We start from the raw sequence: 19,868 nt of genomic DNA, 5'->3' as shown, positions 1-19,868 counted from the left end.
TAAGCCGTTGTTATTTTTTGGGTGGGGGATTCGTCGTTCTTCTGCCTGATTCAGCTGTGAAAACAAACTAGGTTTCTTCCTTTTATCTTAGCCTGCTGTAAGCTCTGCTTTGCTCGTCCAAGCACAGCATCTGGCGTTTCCCCAATCGGTGTCGCGCCAATGGTAACGGACGTGTGTATCCATTGGTCATGAACATTAATAGGTTGTTTCGCGATCATCTGTCGCAACCAATCGAGTTGTTTCTCAGCATTGGCTCGGTCGCTTGCCTGAAAAAGTAGGGTGAAGCCTCCATTTTCATCACGAGCGAGGCATAATGCGTTTGGCTTCATGAAGTTGCGTTTAATGGCGTCGACAACATACAAGATGATCGTATCACCTAATATATCGCCGTGCCTTTCATTTATTTTTCCTAACCCGTCAATGTCGATGACCGCAAAATACGCATTGGCATTTCTAAGTTCTAAAGATAACGTGGCCCGCATAGCTTGTTTGTTGTCTAACCCTGTTAGCGAGTCTTTACTATGTAACTCTTGGAATAAAAGGAGATTGGATAAGGCCACTTCCGAAAAGTCACGAATTGCACGCATCACGCCTTCAAAAGCAAAGAAAGCACTCTTTAAGTAAATCACACCAATTAAGGTATCTCGCTGATAAAGAGGCATCGCGTAGTAGTGACCTTTTATTTGCAGTTTTTTCGCAACGGCGTCTGCATCGGTGCTATACACATAGTTAAGTTCTCGGCAGCTAAGTACCGTAGGCAGTGATTTAGTTTGATGGATGACTTTGGTATTACCGTGAAAATCAATAGTTTTGAAGCGACCTGACTCGTGCTCATAAAGGCATAATTGCATACCTTTGTGAAACGTGAACTGGTCAAAAATGGTTTTTAGATCATGTTTAAAATGGGCGATGTCCGGAGATGTATTCAGCTTTGCTAATGCTTTATTAAGCTGAAACGTAATATAATTAATAGACAATAAAATAAATAACAACGAAAAGATAACCACTGCAGTCAGTGAGATTTGGTATGAGGTAAATAAAATGTCAGCTCGGTTAGTACCGGAGACAAATATCCAATTCATAGGGTTCTGTGCATCAAAGACACTGACTTTATATTGCCCGTTATAATAGTACTCGTACTCTCCTCTTTTCTCTTCGTGCTCAATGCGATCTTGTAATCCACTGGCGAAACTCACAGAAGGAGAACCAATTCTTAATGGATTTGGGTGGAAAACCAATCGGCCGGTCTCGGCGTCAATGACAAACACGTACCCATCTTTTAAGGTCTTTAAATTCGCCAAATACTGTGTGGTATGTTGAACATCAAACTCAACCCATACCTCGTGGTCATTTGATTTATTGGCTTGTTTTACTGCGAAAACCCAGAACCCATTGGCTTTCTGGTAGATGCTGGAAACATAATAACTATCTGAAATAGCGGTATATTGGTTCCATTGAATGGTATCAGCAACATGCTTTGATATTGATGCGCCATGCACTGGTTGATAGTGGAATGAGTTAAGGTCGACACGCGCGATATTTTTGTATAAATAACTATTTGAAAGGATGTCCTTTGCTAACATAGTGAAGTCGTCTGAGTTGACGTGAGTTTGTAAAAGGTCAACCTTACCAAACGTGGCTTCAATCTGAGCCCACACCAACGCAGACGCCATTTTTACATTGGATTGTGATTGCGCTACAGCAAGGTCTTGAGAGCGTAAATACTGCTGATATGAGAGAAAAACAAGGCTGGCGATAAGCCCAAAAACAAATGGTCGAAAAACACGCAATAAAATTTTCGGCAAAAGCATAAAATATTCAATTGGTTGAACCGGTGCCCGATAATACTATTTATCTGCAGTATTATTCAAAGGAATATTACATTATTTAATGGTATTTAAGTATTGAATAGATTTAATAAAAAAGAGCCTAAATATTAGGCTCTTTTTATATCAACATTATGACTTGGGCGTGAAATGTAATATGGTCATCGACATTGGTGCTTGTAAAATTTCACCTGCCGCATGACCTACCTCAGACTCAGAAATATGGGTATCACAGATAGTTTTCCAGCACTGATTTCGGTCACTCGGGAGCGTAAATCGAGCTGGGGCTTTCGTTTGGTTAATGAGATAGAGCATCTCATCGCCGTCCTCACCGATACCGATATGCAAAGCGACACTGCTCAATCGGTTCCAATCTTCCATGCTCATAAGCTGACCATCGACTCGGCTCCAGAAAATACGGTTGTTGTTACGACTTTCACCACTGAATGCACGAATAAACGGCACCATGTATTTTTGACGAGCGTTAATCATGTCTGCAAGCCAAGCTTTAAAGTGGTTTTTTGATGGGCTATCGTCCCAGTTCAACCAGCTCAGTTCATTGTCTTGGCAGTAAGCATTGTTGTTACCTTTCTGAGTATGTGAAAGCACATCCGCCGTAAGGATGTGAGGAATTCCGAATGAGAATAATAACGTTGCCATGAAATTGCGTTTTTGCTTTTCACGTGTCGCTAAAATAATAGGATTATCCGTTTCACCTTCCACACCATAATTATCAGAACGATTATCGCCATGACCATCACGGTTATTTTCGCCATTGGCTTCGTTATGCTTGTGTTTATAAGACACAAGGTCTTGCATGGTAAATCCATCATGGTAAGTGATGTAATTAACCGTGAGTTTATAAGGCCAATTCGCCGCGCTGTACAAATCACGAGAGCCCATGATACGTGTAGCGAACTCTTTCAAGTACCCTTGATCACCGCGCCAAAAACTTCGAGTGATGTCTCTTAGGCGATCGTTACATTCGTTCCAACCGAATGGGAAATTGCCCACTTGATAACCATTAGGGCCGATGTCCCAAGGTTCGGCGATGAGCTTGGTTTGTTTTAAGGTCGGATCTTGGGCAACGGCTCTAAAAAAAGCAGCCTCTCGGTTAAAGTTATCCCCATTACGTCCAAGCGTCGCTGCTAAGTCAAATCGAAAGCCATCAACTTTAAATTCTTCAACCCAATAACGAAGTGTATCCATGACTAGATTGAGAGCGGGTTGGTAGTTGAGATCAACGGTATTACCGCAACCGGTGAAATTCGCGAAGTATTCGCCATGTTTTAAGTAAAACTGTTTGTCTAACGCTTTCAGGTTAAAAACGGGGCCATTATCGCCACTTTCGGCCGTGTGGTTATAGACCACATCAAGAATGACCTCAATGCCATTTTGGTGCAGCGTTCGAATCGCGGTCTTAAGTTCAGCTACCGCATCTTTATCGGCATACCTAGGGTCGGGGGCCATGAACACGTAAGGGTTGTAGCCCCAATAGTTGACCTTATCCATGTCTAATAGGTGAGGCTCATGCATGCAAGCCGCAACCGGAAGTAACTGCAAAGAGGTGATATTTTGTTGCTTGTAAAACGCCAGCATCTCGTCACTGACTAATCCAAGGTATTTGCCTTGTTGCTCTTGTGGAATACGGTGATTGAGCTTGGTTACACCTTTGACATGGGTTTCGAATAGCACCATTTCTTCGCGTGGGATGCGCGGCTGTATCGATTCCTGCCAATCGAATGCGTCATCAACCACGACACTTTTCGGCAGTGCTAAGGTTTTAGAAATATCAAAAGGAGGCGTGTAGTGCAGAGACTGATCGAGCGCTTTTGCATACGGATCTGAGATAAACTGCAAGCCTTCTTGCGTTTCTATAACGAAATTGTAACGTTGGTTGGCTTGAATACCACTGATATGAATGTGTTTAATGCCTGCGTATTCATTATCGATAGGGAACAATTGGTACGAATCGTTGTCATTAAATATAGCCAGTTGGAGATCTTCACAATCTGGTGCGTGAATAGCAAAATTACAACCTTCACGATTTAGAGTCGCCCCAAGCGGATAAGGGTTTGACTGAATGTTTGTCATAAGCGTTTTTTACTTTTTAGTTTGTTTGCTGACAGATGTTGTTTTTAATAGTTAATAGGTTTGTAAACTTTAGGTCAAGCCTAGATCACATAATTTTAAATGTAATTTTATTTCAATAAATTTACCAAATCGTTAAAAAAGGTGATGTGACGCTTATTTTGCGCGTAATCTATCACCAATATCTATGGTACTCCCCCCCGAAACTGTGACCCAGCCATAAAAAACACCGTGCGGTTATTTTTCTCATCCTTTCTCATCCCCCCTCTAAACCCCTAGGGTGGAGGACGTCTTACGTGTACTACTTCGTTAATCTTCATTTCGTTCAATGAACTCGGGACCCTAAACCGATATTTCAAGTTTAGAGAGCGTGGTACTGCCTCCATAGCTCTCGACAAGAATGAATATAACTATAAGTTAAACGGAGTTTTCTAATGAAAAAAGTAAGTGTAATAGCTGCTGCAGTGGTTGGTGTACTAGCGTCGGGTGCTGTGATGGCCGAAGACAAGGTTCAAGAAGGTTGGCAAGTAAATGGTTATGGTCACCTTCTTTATAATGCAGGTGAGTCACTTCAATTGAGTGAAACTTGGGAGCACCGTCGTGATTATCGCGCAGCGGGTGCCGCATTCTCAGGTAACCCAAACCAAGTCGAGTTTACTGTTACAAAAGGCGATAACTACGAAAACGGTGCTTGGTCTAAGTATGTTCTTAAAACCGAATATGGAAACAACGAAGGTGGTAATGGTCGTGGGTTCTATGGTTCATCTGGTGGTAATGACGGTCACCTCCAGTCTGGTCAACTAGAATTTAAAGAAGCTTATGTTGAGCTAGGTGACCTGTCGATGTTTGCGGAAGGCACGAGTATTTGGACTGGTAAACGTTACCTTAACCGTCAAGCTGGTATTATTACTAAAGAATTCTGGAAACAATCTTCTGGTCTAGGTGCGGGTGTGGAATATACGTCCTTGGGCTTTGCAGATAAGATTGGTTTTGCTGGTGTTTCTGCGGATGTAGGTGATGGTTACTGTGTTAATGGCAACGGCGAAACGGTAAACGGCAAAGAGTGTGGCACTGTAGGCAATGATAACCAAAGCAGCACGTTAACATCTTTAGATCTGTATCTTTATGGGATAGAAGGTCTTGGTGGCAAGTTTGACTTTGATTTGAAGTATCAAACCCGTGCAAATATGGATGAAGTAAAGGTTGATAAAAACAACCCAGACGCAGCAGATAGTGGCATTGGTGCAGGCATTTCTTATTCTCGTGATTACTACGGATTGGATGGTTGGTCTTTGACTGGTATTACTTATGGTCAAGGTATATCTGCAACTAAAGGGACTAACTTCGGTAACTGGAACGGCGATTGGAACCAAGAAGATCGTTCAATCTTCTTTACTTCGTACGGTGTTCTAAATATTACGGATAACTTCCAACTTGGCTCTGAGATTGTTTATTGGGATCTCAAAGCACAAGACGGAAAGCAAGTCTTTGGGTCACAAGAAACGGTACAACGTGGTTTCGTCGGTTTGACACCGTCATATAAAGTAAGTGAAAACTTCCGTTGGGAAGCCGTGCTTACCTATGCTAACGAAACTCTGGAAGATGGTTCTAGATGGGGACGTGAAAATGACTCAACGTCTTTCTATACAGCAACTTTAGCCCCAGTATTCACAGTTAATGCTGATTACTTCGGACGTCCACAAATTAAACCTTACGTAGCTTATATGTCTTCAAGCGATGATGGGTATGGTTGGTCAAAAGACTCAAAAGGAAGCGAAACCCGTTTTGGTGTTGAAGCAGAAATCTGGTTCTAATCACATAATTTGATTAGACCGTGTTGAGTTTTCAATGAATCAAAGGCAGTCTCATGGCTGCCTTATTCTTTTAAATGGTGGAATATTATGAATAAAAATATTTTGGCGCTAGTACTTGGACTGAGTGTAGTGGGGTGTGCGAGTAATACTGGTGTTGAGCCTGCCATTTCGAAAGCTGATATGAAGACCGCGGATGTTTGCTGTGTTAGCAAAAAAGATCTAGCTTGGGTACCTCTAGACAAAACTGAGAATGTAGGTTTTGCAATAGATGAATCCTCCCCTGTATGGGAGTTTAACTCTGGTAAGAGTTACTTGAATGCATTTGAGTTTTCTCCTCAATCTGGCAAGGTCAAGGTAACACTAAGCAGTAAAATGCTTAAAAAAGAGGTGTTTGCGCCAACGGTTCAGTTGTTGGATAAAGAGTACAATGTTGTACGAACTATCACGTTAGATGAATTCAATGTTCGCTTTTCGGACATGTTTGATGCTAATCGCTATGTAACGAGTTTTGAAGTTGATGCTCAATCACTGCCGTATATGATTGTTTATACCAAAACCTCTGACGTAGGTCAGATTATCTCTGTCCCACACCCAGCAAAGGTAAGGGCACAGGAAAGCGGTGAGCCGCTACCAATAGTGACGGACCCTAAGTTTACTCAAAGTTATACGGGTGAACTGAACATTGAAGTTGAGACGATTAGCTTAGGTTCACGAAAAGTTGCATCTACGCCGATTGCTGAGCCGGCAGCTGCCGCAACTGTTCCTATGACTGTATTACCGGAAACGCAAAATTACTATCATAGCGCTATCCAAAAAGCCGTCGCTGAAGACAATATCCCTAAGGCCCTCAGCCTTCTTGATGAAGCGAAAGCGCTCAACATAGATGGCGCACAGGAAGTCTTCGTTAAAGCAATCAACAGTAAGAAGTAACCACACGCGATTGGCGAGTGGATCACATCGAAAATGAACCCTGGGAATGCATGCTTAAACTCATGACATAGTATCCTAGGGTTTTTTATGAGCGCAAAACCTCATAACCGTGCAATTCTTTCTCTTTATAGCCTTGTATGGAGAAAAAGATGTAAAACCATGTCAGAGATCGCCAAAGTCGCTTCATTTAATACACTTCCTGCCGTTACTATAAGTAGACACTTCTAACTCAATGAGCTTCTTACTTTATGTCGACACTTTCTATTGCCATCGGCGCGACAAGCCTTTCGCTCATTTTGGCGTTTGTTTGGATGTACTCTCTCTCACTGCGTACCAAACGCAAAGAGCAAGAACGCCTACAAAGAGAAGCGGCCTATCGAAGAGCCATGGAAAAAGCCCGACAACAAGAACGCCAGGATCGAATCTTTAAAGCGGAAACGGGGCATGTTCCGACAATTCTTTTTTTGGCCAAAGAAGCGGAGCGTAAAAACGTTCAAGAAGCCTTATATTGGTATCAGAAAGCCGCGCAACTCGATAACATCACCGCTATGTACGGCATGGTTCGTTTGAGTGAATCAAAGCGCGAAGACCTAGTATTACGTGAGCAAGCGAACTATTGGCGCTTATGTATCGCTGGTGCTGAAGGGGACTTACACGCCAAGTTTGAAGCGGCTAAAGCGTTGATTTATGGCCGAGGTGTGGAGTGCAATATTCCCAGAGGAATTGCTGTCATTGAAGAGGTAGCAGAAGAAGGAAATATTGATGCTATGTTATTCATGGGAGACTGGTCGGTGTCACCAGACAATCCAGCGCCGTCACCCAAGCAATCGACACAATGGTTTGAACGTGGCGCTGAAAAACAAAGCACAGAGGCGATGACAAAGCTGGGTCTCAATTACCTTAAAGGAGTTGGGATTGAACAAAATATCCAACGTGGCTGTTATTGGTTGGAACGTGCCTCTGAAAAAGGCAGTGTTGAAGCCATGTTTTATGCCGGAGAAGCATGGCGCGATATTGCACCAAACGGGGCAGCAATCGCTTATATATGGCTGTTTATGTCTGCTCACCTGGGTTACGAACCAGCAAAGTCGCTTCGTGATAGCGTAGGCTCAACATTAGGCGTGGATTCTGTGGTGGGTCTTCAATCACTTGCCAAACCCGTTCTTAAAAAACTTCAGCTTGGGTCGATGGTTAAACATTCACTGATTAAGGCGTTGAACAAACTCTATAAGCGTCAATTACCTCTATTTGAATTGGAAGACAAAGCGCAGCGTGATAACCAAGAGCCTACCGCCGACTCCTCGTTGAATAACGACCCTTCAAATTCAGCCCAATCAGAAGCACCAACGTTTCGAACCAGTGAACAATATTCCACAGAGTCGGAGACCGCATTCTCGATGGATTATTCAAATTATCAGCAATCTTAATAAGCAGAATACGTATTGATTCAACCGATAATCTTTATTTTATAAATGCGACCTGTCGATTCATAATTGATATATATCTATCCATTAATGAGTGTAACAAATCGTTTGTGATTCGATTTGTTTTATATGTTGCGTATTTGGTCTTTTTTGTAGAAAAACATCTTCTTTATGACATTATTCCTGTGATGCTCATCACTTTAACTTTCCGCATGACATTTTCATGACATTGGCGCGGCGTAAAGCCATATTCTGGCCTCCGTTTAGTGTTGCAACGAAGGATGCTTGGCAGTGGCCTTGTTGTTAGCACGTTAAATCTATGCCGTTGGCATTCCTGTTCGATACGGAGCTTTATCATGAAAACATTAAAATTGACGCTAGCAGCAACGCTTGTTGCAGCTGTTGCTTTACCTGCAAGTGCAACCTACGTTGACGTTCGTGGCGCATACAAAACCGAAGCACAAACGTACGAGACTCGTGTACGTGCCGGTTTTGATTTCGCAGAAGATTGGCAGATCCACCTTGAAGGCACACAAAATCAAGGTGATAAGTTGTTGAGTAATTCAGGCAAAAACGTTGCAGCGTTTGAAACTGAGCTTAACTACAACTGGGCGATCAACGACAATGTAACCTTGACTCCTGGTTTCGTATACTGGAATGGTTCTGACCACACAGAATACCGTCCTTACCTAAAAGCGACGTACGCAACAGGTAACTTCTACACGGCAGCACGTTACCGTTACCAAGCGGCTACTAATAGCGTCTCTGGTGGAACAACGAATGACACGAACCAAGTTGACGCTTGGATTGGTTACAACGTGTCTGATTTCAACCTGGAATACAACCCAGCCTACATCAACCAAAAAGATGGCGGCGCATTTACAGGCAATGGTAAAGACCAAGCGGATACTAAATGGGAGCACACGTTCCAAGTTATGTACACGGGCTTTGAATCTTGGGCACCATACGTAGATTATCAAATTCTTGATAAGACTTACGCAAACGAAACATACACGAATTTCAAAACAGAAAACCGCATCCGTGCGGGTGTAACGTTTAATTTCTAAACCGTTACTTATTTCTCGTTCTATCGAGAGTCTGTTAAAAAGCAGTGCCTAGGCACTGCTTTTTGTCGTCTGGAACCTTGGCAAAAAGCCAGATCATTAATCCAAGCTTTTTTTAAACCGCAGCGATGCAACCACAATTCCGCCTAATGTGAAGCACGCCAACCACACGACATCACGCCACACATCCATGAGGTCGGCGCCACGCAAAATAATCCCACGGATCATGCGCATGAAATGTGTCGCTGGTAAAGCCTCTGCTACCCATTGAGCGGCGTTAGGCATCGCCTCATAGGGAAACATGAACCCAGACAAGAGAATCGATGGAAGTAGGATAAATACCGTCATTTGCATCGCTTGTAGTTGAGTTTGTGCAATGGTTGAAATCACTAACCCCAACGTGAGGCTGGCGGCAATAAACAACAAGCTACCAAGTAATATCTGACTGATATCCCCGTTGATTGGGACATTAAAAATAAGCGCGCCAAGCCCGAGGATGATAAAAATTTGGATAAGCCCGATGAAAATATAAGGGACGATTTTACCAATCATCAGTTCTAACGAGTGAATTGGGGTAGTAATAAGCAGTTCTAGATTGCCACGCTCGCGTTCCCGGACAATGGCGGCACTGGTAAATAAAATCATCGTCATGGTGAGAATGACACCTAATAACCCAGGCACAATATTCACCGCAGAGCGCCTGCTGGGGTTATACAGTAACGTCGCTTCAAAAGTCTTGGTTTGGTCGGGATGATAACCCGCGATCGCAAACTCAGCAATCGGCATGTTTTGGAGTGATAGCATTGCTGAGCTGATCATGGTATCCGAACCATCGACGAGCAGTTGACCTAATATCTCGTTGTGTGTGATGCGCTGGGCGAGATCAGAAGGAAGGATCAAGGCGGCGCGAACCACCCCCTCTTTAATCGCCGTTTCCGCCTGCGCAACGGTCGCGTAAGAGGCTTTAACATTCACCACCTGCGTCACTTTTATCGCCTCACTGATGATGCGACCTGGAGCTGAATGACTTTGGTCCACAATAGCAATAGGGATATTTCGCACATCCGTATTCATGGCAAAACCAAACAGGATTAATTGAATCAAGGGGATCATCACTACCATGCCAAATGTAATGCGGTCACGAGACAATTGTCGAAACTCCTTGACCATAATGGCACTCATTCGAGTTAAGCTTTTCATTGTCTTCCCTCCCCAGTGACAGAGACAAAGACATCTTCTAGGCTTGGCCTGGCGGGAGTGAGTTCGGCGCGTGTTAACTCAGGGAATTGTATTCGCAACCAAGCAATAGGATCCAAGATAGATTGGTGAATGGATATGCGTAAGCGGATGCCAATTTGCGCGGCAGCGCGAACCTCCGGTCTTTTAAGTAATTGTTCTTTTAAGGCTCGAAGATTAGTCGCTTTTACTTCAATGATGTTGACACCCATATTACTCATGAGTACTTCAGGCTCACCATCTGCGCGCATCTCGCCTGCTTCCATTATTGCGAGGCGATGGCAGCGCTCTGCTTCGTCCATGTAGTGGGTTGTCACCAAGATGGTGGTGCCTTGATCACTGAGATCAAAGAGTTGCTCCCAGAATTCACGACGATTCTCAGGATCAACGGCTGAGGTTGGCTCATCAAGGAATAACAACTCGGGTTGATGCATGGTTGCAGCGGCTAAACCAAGGCGTTGTTTTTGCCCGCCACTCATCCCGCTCACACGCTGTTTTCTCAAATTGCTTAGGCCATAAATGGCGAGTTGTTCGTCAAGGCGTTGCTTTCGCAAAAGAGCAGGCATTCCAAATATTTGCCCTATGAACTGCAGGTTTTCCACCACGGTTAAGTCGTCGTAAAGCGAAAACTTTTGTGTCATGTATCCAATTTTGAGTCGCAATGCTTCTGATTGTGCGGGAATACTCAGCCCCAATACATCAATCTTCCCTTCGGTGGGTTTTAGTAAGCCCGTGAGCATTCGTATCGTGGTTGATTTTCCGCACCCATTGGGGCCAAGGAAGCCATAAATACTGCCTTTAGGGATCGATAAGTTCACATCATTAATGGCGGTGAAATCGCCAAACCGTTTAACAAGGTGGTTCGCAGACACGGCGATCTCGGTCATTTATTTTAACCCCGCTAGGTCAACTTGGGCAGGGATACCAGATGGTAGAGGCTCGGCATTGGCGGGTAAATCAACCTCCGCAAGATACATCAAGCGTGAGCGTTCTTCCTCTGTGAGTGCGTAATAAGGAGTAAACGCGGGGTCTGTCGCTACCCAGCGTATTTTTCCTCTGAGCGGCTCGTCTAGTCCGTCGACATGAACCATTACTTCTGCACCGGGAATAAAGCGGACACGAGCAGAAGCAGGGACGTACACACGCGCATAGGGTACGCGGTCAGCCAGCACAACAGCGACAAACGCCCCCACTGATACGCGTTCACCTAAGTTAAAAGGCAGATTATCCAATACGCCATCTCGAGTGGCCACAATGGTAAGCTCTTCTAGCTGCTGGTTTTGTAAGGCAACTTCCGCATTGGCTGCGGCTAGCGCGGCTTCTGCTTGGGTGATGTCCTCGGGGCGCGTCCCAGCTGTTAATTTTGAAAACTCTTCTTTGCTCGAGTTTAGCTCTGCTCTTGCCGCATCTCGGTTCGCGACCGTTTGATCTTTTTGTGATTGACTTGCCAGTTTTTTACGCACGAGTTCGGAGGCGCGAGCGTAATTTTGTTCGGCTTCAATGAGTCTAGCTTGCGCCATATCAACCTTGGCTTGTGCGGCTGCGATGTCTTCTGGTCTCTCACCGTTAGTGAGCCTCAGTAAGTAGGCACTTGCTTTGGCCTGTTCAGCGATAGCATGAGCAAGGATGGCTTCTTGCCGCTTGGTATCAAGTTTCACCAGCACATCCCCCGTATTCACCGTACTGCCCTCCCGAACAGGTAAAGCACGGATGATTTCGCTGCCTGTTGCAGAAAAGGTAATACGGTCTCGTTCTAGGGTGCCTAGGGCTTTGCTGTGTTCTTCATCTTGGCAGCCTAGTAAGGCTAGAGCTAACGGGAGAACGAGGAAAAATGCACGTTTCATATTGAACCTTCTTAAATGCGGTTATCACACCAATATTAGAAAGGGTTGGGAGTATTTTCTAGCTAATTTTCAGAAAGTTATGACGATAGATAGATTTTAAGTGTGGGGTAAACTAGAGCGTGTAAAAAACAAGAGAGGTTAGCGGACCTTTGAACTAAATAATTAAGTCTAACTTGTTATTTTTATTCAATATTTGACTGAGTGTCACGTCCTGACATTTTCCATATTTTGCGCCCTAGTCATGATTAGAGTGAATGCGTAGAGTAATTGAAGAACATGAGTTAACCATTTATGAGGAGGCGGCTTTTTGCGCGAGTCAGCGAGTTCTTTGGTCAACAAGTACTTCCGTTAGCACAGCGATGAATCCAATGTCGAGTCAGATTAGGCAACGTATTACGCCGGGTTAGACCACAAGATAGCAATGACTTTATTTGTCAAAAAGACAGCACTGAATATGAAAGACCAGTTAACGATTTCCATCTCAACAATCAATGGCTCGGCACATTGGCAGCTAAGTAAGCGAATCAGAAGGGCTTTTAAAAGCCTCGTCGCAATAGGGGGGCTCACGTCTGTTGGTGTTTTAGGTTTGGTCATATATCTATCCAGTAGTGTGGATGATGCACAACTTAAACACACCGAACTTATCAGTGAATCTCAGAACATGGCGAATGAGTTGATTGAGTTGCAAGACTTAAAACTCACCCTCGAACAAGACTTAGTCGAACAAGAAGAGACGATCACGCTTGTATCAGAAAGACTGACCGATTTAGAGCACGTGTTGGGTGTCACCAATGACTCTCGAGCCGAACCGCTCGATGTGAGACTCGATATGGCCGCAATCCACTCCAATGTGCGAATGACGATGCTCACACAAATACCCAGCGGCTCACCGGTTGGTCAAGAGCGAATCTCGTCTCAATTTGGCAAACGCGTTCATCCGGTATCGAAAAAAGCCAAGATGCATCGAGGGTTAGATTTCGCAGTCAACACTGGAACAAAAATATTCGCCCCCGCCGATGGTGTGGTTGAAGTCACGAGAAAAAGCAGCAAGGGGTCAGGCAACTTCTTACGTCTACAACATGCTTATGGGTTTTCAAGTTCCTACTCGCACCTGAGCCGATTTAATGTGAAAAATGGACAGTTCGTACAAAAAGGAGAGTTGATTGCTATCTCTGGCAATAGTGGTTTGTCTTCAGGCCCTCATTTGCATTATGAAGTACGATTTGTTGGCAGGGCACTTAACCCGAAACCATTCGTGGATTGGGGCGTGAACGATTTTGAAGATATTTTTAAAAAGGAACGAGGAATACGATGGGAATCTTTAGTAAAAACAGTCGAACAACGAGTCGCCCAGCAGCTGCAACTCTCATCGCCAAAGGGTGTACTATTAGCGGAAAACTCAAATTAGAAAGCGACATTCAAGTGGATGGCGTCCTTGAGGGGCATATTCACGTTGAAGGTGCGCTTATTGTTGCAGAATCAGGTCGAGTAAAGGGTGAGATTCACGCGAAGCAATTACTTGTCAATGGTATCTTAGAAGGCAATTGCCACGCAGAGCGTATCCAAATACTCGCAAATGGCCGAGTAAAAGGAAAAATTTGGAGTAACGATCTGAGTATTGAGCCGGGAGGTAAGTTCTTTGGTGAAACGGCAGAACTGCCCGATAAAGAGGCGATTGCGCTTAAAGTGCCGAACGAAGCGGCTTCTGCTAAAACCGATGCTAAAAACATAGTCGCTAATAGCATGGTCTCTAAAAACATTGCATCTAAAAACATAGCCTCTGAGAAGCCGATGCACTTGGAAACCGGCCATAAAAAAACTGAATTGAAAACCGGTTAAGATCAATGACACGTAAACCACGCTCCGGGTCGTTGGGGCGTGCTTGTTCGTAAATCCCCCTAATATTCCGGTATTGTTCTCCCTCTCGTACCGCCGATTGCAATGCATGGTTGTGGTCCGTAGCGTTGCTCCTCTATTCACAAAAATGTCATGAATGTGATCGCGATGCCTGCTTTGGTTTGACGTAAATCAACCAATGTTGCGTATAACTCAAAAGGGTAATGTCAATTACCTAATTCCACATTAAATTTAAGGGATATGTGATTAATACCTGCCTATTTATAGCGTTTGTGTATGAATGGGCTCAGTCGAGGCATTGTTATGTCGAAATCAAAAACGTCGGAAGCTCGCAGACGATTTCTAAGGGATGCAGCCAGAACGGCAGTAGGTGTTGGGGCGGCGGCAACTCTGCTCGGCCTCCAATCAAAGCAAGGACAAGCACACACCAGTGGAGGCGTACCCATTCGACCTCCTGGAGCATTAGAGGGCAACCAATTTGACCAAGCTTGCTTGCGTTGCGGGTTGTGTGTCCAAGCGTGCCCGTACGATACTCTGAAGCTAGCCACGCTTCTTTCACCGGTTGCATCTGGAACGCCTTACTTTACCGCCCGCACGATTCCTTGTGAAATGTGTGATGATATCCCGTGTGTGGTGGCTTGCCCTAGCGGCGCCTTAGACCATAGCCTAACGAATATTGATGACTCTCGAATGGGACTGGCTGTGCTGATTGATCACGAAGAGTGTTTGAACTGGCAAGGCTTGCGGTGTGACGTGTGTTATCGAGTGTGCCCATTGATTGATGAAGCCATCACGTTGGAACCTATCAGGAATCAGCGCACAGGATACCACGCTAAGTTTATTCCGACCGTGCATTCGGATGCTTGTACAGGGTGTGGGAAATGTGAGCAAGCCTGTGTGACGGAAATTCCAGTGATTAAAGTCGTACCGATTGAACTCGCAAAAGGTTATATGGGCGATCACTATCAATTAGGTTGGGAAGAAAAGGTAGAGCTCAGAGATGGGCAGTTCCCAGACACGCCAGCGATTGCACCAAGCGAACACATCCGAATTAACGATGGAGGTCGCAAGTAATGGCAAAGAATTTAGCGAAAGATGCAGGAAAAGAGGCGATTGTCGCGCTGGGTTGGTGGAAAGCTCATCGATTTTTACTGCTAAGACGTTTATGTCAGTTGAGCATCATTGGGTTGTTTATGCTCGGCCCAACCTTGGGGATATTAAAGGGGAACCTGTCTTCAAGCATACTGTTCGATACTATTCCTCTAAGCGATCCTTTGTTGGTTCTGCAAATAATGGCGACGGGGCATTGGCCTGAGGTTAATGCACTCATTGGTGTTGCCATTGTCGTGATATTTTATGCGGTTCTAGCACCAAGGGCGTTTTGTGCTTGGGTGTGTCCATTGAATTTGGTGACGGATCTCGCAGCGTGGATGCGTAGAAAGCTCAATTTAAAAACGAGTTACAAGTGGTCAGCAAAACTTCGCTATTGGTTAATCCCAGTGCTACTGCTTGGGAGTGCAGTGTCGGGCTCTTTGCTCTGGGCGTGGGTCGATCCTGTCGCGACGCTACACCGCGGGTTGGTGTTTGGCATGGGGGCGGGTTGGATTGTGATTGCCTTGGTCTTTTTACTTGACCTTGTACTCGTTGAACATGGCTGGTGTGGTCATTTGTGTCCACTTGGCGCTACCTATGGTGTCATTGGCAGTAAAAGCATTATTCGGATTACAGCGACGAATCGAGAGGCCTGTACCAAGTGCATGGATTGCTACAATGTGTGTCCAGAACCAGAGGTATTGAGGCAGCCACTTAAAGAGGGTGACCGTAGAGTAATGAGCCAAGACTGTATTAGCTGTGGCCGTTGCATTGATGTGTGCCCAGAACAAGTATTAGAGTTTCGTTCTAAGCGCAGCATCATTAAATCAATTGACCCAAGTGATTAGGCCGGATTTTTAATCATTTTGCAGTGTTCGAAACGCGCGCTATCAGCATCAACCATATAGCCGTCGGATGAAAACTCTGAACTTAAAACCTCGACAAAATCTTTGTCGATAACATAGCGAACGGTGGTGTGCTTTTTGAATTTGTTGTTCATTGTCGCACTGCCGTTAGCGATGAAGACCTGTGTACCAAGAATTTTTCTACTGTCCGTGCGTTTGAGGTCTAAAATAGTCCCTTGTTCCGACAAGGCGTCCGCCGATAGTGTTTCGACGACCATATTTTTTTTGAACAACTTAATCGTGAGAGACGTATTGTGCTGGGGCTGAACATTACATTGAATGACAGTGGAAGGCGTCTCTGCCGCCGACAAAGAGGCTAAAAGAAGAATTGGCGTAAGCAAATCCATGCCCTCGCGTTGATGAGTAGTGGTGTCAATATACAGGTAAATTATCGACATTTCGAAAATTTACCCATATTTACAATGATTTAATTATTCAGTTTGCGATGTCTAGATAATTATCTTTTACACCGTTGATCCTAAACCACCCTGCAATACTAAATCGTTCACGCTGAGTGGGTAGCACTTCATGAGGGAACTGCTCGGAGAAAAAGACGAGCAACCGGCCGGATTTTGGCGTTACTCGGGCCAATTCTTTATCCTCGAGATCATAGACGACCAACTCACCACCATCCTCTTCTGACCACTCATCATTCATGTAAAATACCGTGGTTAATCGACGGTTCTCATTCCCTTGAAAGCAATCGAGATGCTTTTGATAGAAATCACCTTTATTGTATTTGGCAAAATGTGCTTCATATTCAAACAGACCCAAGAAAAAACGTTGGTTAGTTGCTTGGCGAATAACCTCCATCTTGCTCATGAATTGCTGAACAGGTTCACCCAATTCGCAAGTTAGCCAGCATATTTTGTCACTACGAATCGCACTTTCACGCATGACATCTTCATTTCTTCCTATGCAGGCGCTTTTCCAAGTGTCGGGTAAACACCCCTTGAGGGCATCGACTTGTTGGGGTGACAAGAAATTATCCCAGACGTAATAACCTTGCGAGTCGAGAGTATCAATAAGTGTTTGCATAAAGGAAGAGCACCAAGCCAACGGAGAATAGGAGGCGCTTTGTAGAGCAATCAGAGTGTTGCTTCAAATGCTCTTGTTTGTCGTCACGATTACTGAGATTAAAGCGTGCGAATAACTGGCCGTAAGCGGACGGCCAGCATCGTTACTTCTATGAAATGACGTTACGCTTTTAAGGCTTGAAAGCGTGGCAGATTTTGGGCAAATCGCTGGTGGACATCCATATAGGTTGTTATGTAAATATCATCGATGGTGTCAGGGCATGGAAAACTGGCCGAAAAGTCTGGGTGTTTGCGGTCTAATGAGAGTTTAGCGGCTTCGATGATGTGGGCGATAAACATTCTTGGATCTTCAAGTCCAATTGAAATACGCATTGTTGTCGGCTTGATTCCTGATTCGTTAAGGGCTTCGTCACTTAGCTCGGAATGAGTGGTGAGCGCTGGACATAGCGCGACAGTGTTGGTCTGTCCTAAGCTAACTTGCATGCCTATTGCCGGCTCAAGCATATCAAAGAATTGTTTGAACACGTCTCGGTTGATTGGTTCTCGGTTACCGTTGCCCTCCATATCGATGGTAAAGAGTGCGGCGGGTAAGCCAAGGTGCATGTTTTTTTGACAGTGTTCGTAGTTATCACTGCTTGGTAGGGCAGGACAAGAGACATTAATGTCTGGGTGGGCATCAAAAATAGTGGCAAGGGCGAGGGTGTTAATGGTTTTCTGAATCACGCGCATCTCATAGGTTTTCATGCCATTTAATACTTCGAATGCTTTGTCTGCGTCAAGGAATGCCCCTTTGATGTAGTAGACATTCCAAAACAGCGTCTCATTCCACGGGATCGTAACAAGATCGCCATTGGGCTTGGTGAACGCCATATCTTCACCTTTAGGCGCAAACATCGTCTCATTACGTCCTATAACCACACCAGCAGTTGTGGTGCCTGAGCCCGCGAGCTCCTTGGTGTAAGAATGGATGACAAAATCGGGCCTTTCCATGATGTCATCGCGTTTTAGAACCGGGTGTAATAAGGGGGTGCCGACGGTCGAATCTACGATGACGTCCCATCCTCGCAGATGTGATTCTCGGCTGATTGCCGCGACATCCAAAACGTACCCATGTGGATTGCAGGGGGACTCGAGGTAAACATAGATTTTTTTGCCTTTCGCCAAGCGATCAGCGTAGCGTTCTGTTATGTCATCGAGCCTTTTTGCGAAGGCTTCTCCCGAGTAACCATCGACCCATTCGACGGCAATGTTGAGATTGGATGATTTCCCAAACCAATCTTCAAGTAATTGGTAAGCACCACCATAGATATTGCGAGAGGAGAGAACAATATCTTCATAGCCAAGCAAGTGGCTAAATACACCATCAATCGCTGCCATGCCTGAGTTAAAGTTCCACGCTAGGTACTCGTTAGCTCGCGATCCCGCCTCTATGTCGACAATATGATTAGCCAACGCAATCGACGTTGGGTTCAATAACCGTGAATAGATATCATGCAAGGGTTCCTTGCCGTTAAACGCGTCTTCAATCCATTCCGTACAGGCAAATAAATAGGTTGCGGTTCTTGTAATTACAGGGCTCGCGGAGAATATCGCCGAGACATTATCGAAGATGGGGTACGCGCCTTTGGAGGCAAAATGACCATTGTTGGTCGCGATGGATTGATAGGTTGCCCGCATCGGATTTTGTAGATTATCTAGGATTTTGGCAATCTGAAATGACAGAAATCGCTTGGCATTAAACCACGCGATTCGGTCACTTTTATCCAGTTCAGAGAGTCCATCGACAGTCAAAGCCCACAGGTCATGGGTTTTATTGTTGGCGGTGTAGAGTGTAGTGGCCAGTTCGACCAGTGCGGTGCCGTATTCGGAGTTGGGGTCGATTCCAAAGTGTTGGGCTTGTTCGACCGCAAGCGCTTGGGCTTTTTCATGTTTTGTGGTTTTTCTGAGTGGGCTGAGCTGTGTCGCGATATTCATGTCTGAGTCCTTTTGACGATTCTCCTTAAAGTCTAGAAATTGCCAATGACGAATGATTGCGAGTTTGGTTAATAAGACCTAACCTTGAGCAATATTATTGCGCTTAAATGATTTATATAGTGCATTGATGCTAAATATTGATGAATTGTGGTGAAAGCAGAATGGATGATATAGATAAAAGAATTTTACGAGAGCTGCAGAGTAATGCGAGATTGAGTAACCAAGAACTTGCCGATCGTGTGTCTTTGTCTCCGTCACCGTGTTTACGTCGTGTACGTGCATTAGAAAAACAAGGCATTATAAAAGGCTACCATGCGAGCGTTGATCAAGAAGCCTGCGGACTGCCGATTACCGTCTTTGTATTGGTAAAGCTAGAAAAGCCGACAGAGGAACAAATGCACAGCTTTGAGCAACATGTTGAGTTGTTGGATGAAGTATTAGAGTGTTTTTTGATGACGGGTAATCATGATTACTTGTTGCATGTGGTCAGTGGTTCATTGAAAACCTATGAGCAATTTATTCGTAAAGAGTTAACTCGATTACCTAACATTGCGGCGATTGAGTCTAGTTTTGCGTTTGGACAGGTGAAAAATAAAACCCGACTGCCTGTTGCTTGATTGCTTTTATGACAGGGAAAAATAGATGGTTCAGGTTCTTTGCATTGATTGTCTTCGATGAACCCTTCTCGAGTGACATGATATGTCGGTCATTGAGCGCTATGTACGACGTTATGTAAAATAAAAATGGTCAGTGCAAAGCAGCTGACCATAAACC

The 19,868-nt window shown here is 44.7% G+C and carries 17 protein-coding genes; 9 read left to right on the top strand and 8 right to left on the bottom strand.

Features of this window, described 5'->3' with window-relative positions:
- Positions 1–50: 50 nt before the first annotated feature.
- Both AB4405_RS12370 and glgX read right to left on the bottom strand, forming a co-directional pair.
- Entirely contained in the window at positions 51–1,811 is a 1,761-nt protein-coding gene (locus AB4405_RS12370) for a diguanylate cyclase domain-containing protein (RefSeq protein WP_372061054.1), read from the bottom strand.
- Positions 1,812–1,958: 147 nt separating this feature from the next.
- Positions 1,959–3,920, bottom strand: coding sequence for a glycogen debranching protein GlgX (glgX, locus tag AB4405_RS12365; protein ID WP_372061053.1), 1,962 nt, complete (start codon positions 3,918–3,920; stop codon positions 1,959–1,961).
- A 431-nt stretch (positions 3,921–4,351) separates the two neighbouring features.
- Between glgX and AB4405_RS12360 the strand changes: the two genes are divergently transcribed.
- The 4 genes from AB4405_RS12360 to AB4405_RS12345 all read left to right on the top strand — a co-directional run bounded on the left by AB4405_RS12360 (position 4,352) and on the right by AB4405_RS12345 (position 9,152).
- Positions 4,352–5,731: a carbohydrate porin gene (locus AB4405_RS12360; RefSeq protein ID WP_372061052.1), complete on the top strand. Its 1,380-nt coding sequence runs from the start codon at positions 4,352–4,354 to the stop codon at positions 5,729–5,731.
- Between the two features lie 87 nt (positions 5,732–5,818).
- Positions 5,819–6,661, top strand: a complete 843-nt coding sequence (locus tag AB4405_RS12355; RefSeq protein WP_372061051.1) for a MalM family protein — start codon at positions 5,819–5,821, stop codon at positions 6,659–6,661.
- 248 nt (positions 6,662–6,909) lie between these two features.
- Positions 6,910–8,088 carry a tetratricopeptide repeat protein gene (locus AB4405_RS12350; protein WP_372061050.1) on the top strand — a complete coding sequence of 393 codons (1,179 nt, stop codon included), beginning with the start codon at positions 6,910–6,912 and terminating at the stop codon, positions 8,086–8,088.
- Between the two features lie 353 nt (positions 8,089–8,441).
- Positions 8,442–9,152: an oligogalacturonate-specific porin KdgM family protein gene (locus AB4405_RS12345; protein ID WP_372061048.1), complete on the top strand. Its 711-nt coding sequence runs from the start codon at positions 8,442–8,444 to the stop codon at positions 9,150–9,152.
- Positions 9,153–9,248: 96 nt separating this feature from the next.
- On the opposite strand, the gene AB4405_RS12340 is transcribed toward AB4405_RS12345, so the two are convergent.
- From AB4405_RS12340 to AB4405_RS12330, 3 genes are read right to left on the bottom strand one after another with little or no spacing between them, the layout of a single operon-like run.
- The gene (locus AB4405_RS12340; RefSeq protein WP_372061046.1) at positions 9,249–10,349 is read right to left on the bottom strand and encodes an ABC transporter permease; all 1,101 of its coding nucleotides are present in this window, start codon (positions 10,347–10,349) and stop codon (positions 9,249–9,251) included.
- Positions 10,346–11,272, bottom strand: a complete 927-nt coding sequence (locus AB4405_RS12335; RefSeq protein ID WP_372061045.1) for an ABC transporter ATP-binding protein — start codon at positions 11,270–11,272, stop codon at positions 10,346–10,348. The genes AB4405_RS12340 and AB4405_RS12335 overlap by 4 nt, the downstream gene beginning before the upstream one ends.
- A complete protein-coding gene (locus AB4405_RS12330) occupies positions 11,273–12,229 on the bottom strand; it encodes an HlyD family secretion protein (RefSeq protein WP_372061044.1) in 957 nt (318 codons plus the stop codon).
- A 454-nt stretch (positions 12,230–12,683) separates the two neighbouring features.
- Between AB4405_RS12330 and AB4405_RS12325 the strand changes: the two genes are divergently transcribed.
- From AB4405_RS12325 to napH, 4 genes are all read left to right on the top strand, one after another.
- The gene (locus AB4405_RS12325) at positions 12,684–13,637 is read left to right on the top strand and encodes a M23 family metallopeptidase (RefSeq protein ID WP_372061042.1); all 954 of its coding nucleotides are present in this window, start codon (positions 12,684–12,686) and stop codon (positions 13,635–13,637) included.
- Positions 13,541–14,068, top strand: a complete 528-nt coding sequence (locus AB4405_RS12320) for a polymer-forming cytoskeletal protein (protein WP_372061041.1) — start codon at positions 13,541–13,543, stop codon at positions 14,066–14,068. Before AB4405_RS12325 ends, AB4405_RS12320 begins: the two co-directional genes overlap by 97 nt.
- A 294-nt stretch (positions 14,069–14,362) precedes the next feature.
- Entirely contained in the window at positions 14,363–15,160 is a 798-nt protein-coding gene (gene napG / locus AB4405_RS12315) for a ferredoxin-type protein NapG (RefSeq protein ID WP_372061039.1), read from the top strand.
- Positions 15,160–16,026 (top strand): quinol dehydrogenase ferredoxin subunit NapH, encoded by an 867-nt coding sequence (gene napH / locus AB4405_RS12310; protein WP_102468083.1) that lies wholly within the window; start codon positions 15,160–15,162, stop codon positions 16,024–16,026. The genes napG and napH overlap by 1 nt, the downstream gene beginning before the upstream one ends.
- Here the strand turns inward: napH and AB4405_RS12305 are convergent.
- The 3 genes from AB4405_RS12305 to AB4405_RS12295 all read right to left on the bottom strand — a co-directional run bounded on the left by AB4405_RS12305 (position 16,023) and on the right by AB4405_RS12295 (position 19,094).
- Complete coding sequence (locus AB4405_RS12305) at positions 16,023–16,481, bottom strand: hypothetical protein (RefSeq protein ID WP_372061037.1); 459 nt, start codon at positions 16,479–16,481, stop codon at positions 16,023–16,025. The two genes, napH and AB4405_RS12305, sit on opposite strands and share 4 nt — an antisense overlap.
- 37 nt (positions 16,482–16,518) lie before the next feature.
- Positions 16,519–17,121, bottom strand: a complete 603-nt coding sequence (locus tag AB4405_RS12300) for a 2OG-Fe(II) oxygenase (RefSeq protein WP_372061036.1) — start codon at positions 17,119–17,121, stop codon at positions 16,519–16,521.
- Positions 17,122–17,282: 161 nt separating this feature from the next.
- Positions 17,283–19,094: a PLP-dependent aspartate aminotransferase family protein gene (locus AB4405_RS12295; RefSeq protein WP_372061034.1), complete on the bottom strand. Its 1,812-nt coding sequence runs from the start codon at positions 19,092–19,094 to the stop codon at positions 17,283–17,285.
- 161 nt (positions 19,095–19,255) lie between these two features.
- Between AB4405_RS12295 and AB4405_RS12290 the strand changes: the two genes are divergently transcribed.
- Complete coding sequence (locus tag AB4405_RS12290) at positions 19,256–19,711, top strand: Lrp/AsnC family transcriptional regulator (protein WP_372061032.1); 456 nt, start codon at positions 19,256–19,258, stop codon at positions 19,709–19,711.
- Positions 19,712–19,868 lie beyond the last annotated feature (157 nt).

Source organism: Vibrio sp. 10N.261.51.F12 (assembly GCF_041471725.1).
Classification (GTDB): Bacteria; Pseudomonadota; Gammaproteobacteria; order Enterobacterales; family Vibrionaceae; genus Vibrio.
This window is presented reverse-complemented; position numbering and strand designations above follow the sequence as displayed.

Excerpts from the sequence above, each read along its gene's own strand:
- AB4405_RS12370 (WP_372061054.1), bottom strand. The coding sequence starts at position 1,811 with ATGCTTTTGCCGAAAATTTTATTGCGTGTTTTTCGACCATTTGTTTTT.
- glgX (WP_372061053.1), bottom strand. The coding sequence starts at position 3,920 with ATGACAAACATTCAGTCAAACCCTTATCCGCTTGGGGCGACTCTAAAT.
- AB4405_RS12360 (WP_372061052.1), top strand. The coding sequence starts at position 4,352 with ATGAAAAAAGTAAGTGTAATAGCTGCTGCAGTGGTTGGTGTACTAGCG.
- AB4405_RS12355 (WP_372061051.1), top strand. The coding sequence starts at position 5,819 with ATGAATAAAAATATTTTGGCGCTAGTACTTGGACTGAGTGTAGTGGGG.
- AB4405_RS12350 (WP_372061050.1), top strand. The coding sequence starts at position 6,910 with ATGTCGACACTTTCTATTGCCATCGGCGCGACAAGCCTTTCGCTCATT.
- AB4405_RS12345 (WP_372061048.1), top strand. The coding sequence starts at position 8,442 with ATGAAAACATTAAAATTGACGCTAGCAGCAACGCTTGTTGCAGCTGTT.
- AB4405_RS12340 (WP_372061046.1), bottom strand. The coding sequence starts at position 10,349 with ATGAAAAGCTTAACTCGAATGAGTGCCATTATGGTCAAGGAGTTTCGA.
- AB4405_RS12335 (WP_372061045.1), bottom strand. The coding sequence starts at position 11,272 with ATGACCGAGATCGCCGTGTCTGCGAACCACCTTGTTAAACGGTTTGGC.
- AB4405_RS12330 (WP_372061044.1), bottom strand. The coding sequence starts at position 12,229 with ATGAAACGTGCATTTTTCCTCGTTCTCCCGTTAGCTCTAGCCTTACTA.
- AB4405_RS12325 (WP_372061042.1), top strand. The coding sequence starts at position 12,684 with ATGAAAGACCAGTTAACGATTTCCATCTCAACAATCAATGGCTCGGCA.
- AB4405_RS12320 (WP_372061041.1), top strand. The coding sequence starts at position 13,541 with ATGGGAATCTTTAGTAAAAACAGTCGAACAACGAGTCGCCCAGCAGCT.
- napG (WP_372061039.1), top strand. The coding sequence starts at position 14,363 with ATGAATGGGCTCAGTCGAGGCATTGTTATGTCGAAATCAAAAACGTCG.
- napH (WP_102468083.1), top strand. The coding sequence starts at position 15,160 with ATGGCAAAGAATTTAGCGAAAGATGCAGGAAAAGAGGCGATTGTCGCG.
- AB4405_RS12305 (WP_372061037.1), bottom strand. The coding sequence starts at position 16,481 with ATGTCGATAATTTACCTGTATATTGACACCACTACTCATCAACGCGAG.
- AB4405_RS12300 (WP_372061036.1), bottom strand. The coding sequence starts at position 17,121 with ATGCAAACACTTATTGATACTCTCGACTCGCAAGGTTATTACGTCTGG.
- AB4405_RS12295 (WP_372061034.1), bottom strand. The coding sequence starts at position 19,094 with ATGAATATCGCGACACAGCTCAGCCCACTCAGAAAAACCACAAAACAT.
- AB4405_RS12290 (WP_372061032.1), top strand. The coding sequence starts at position 19,256 with ATGGATGATATAGATAAAAGAATTTTACGAGAGCTGCAGAGTAATGCG.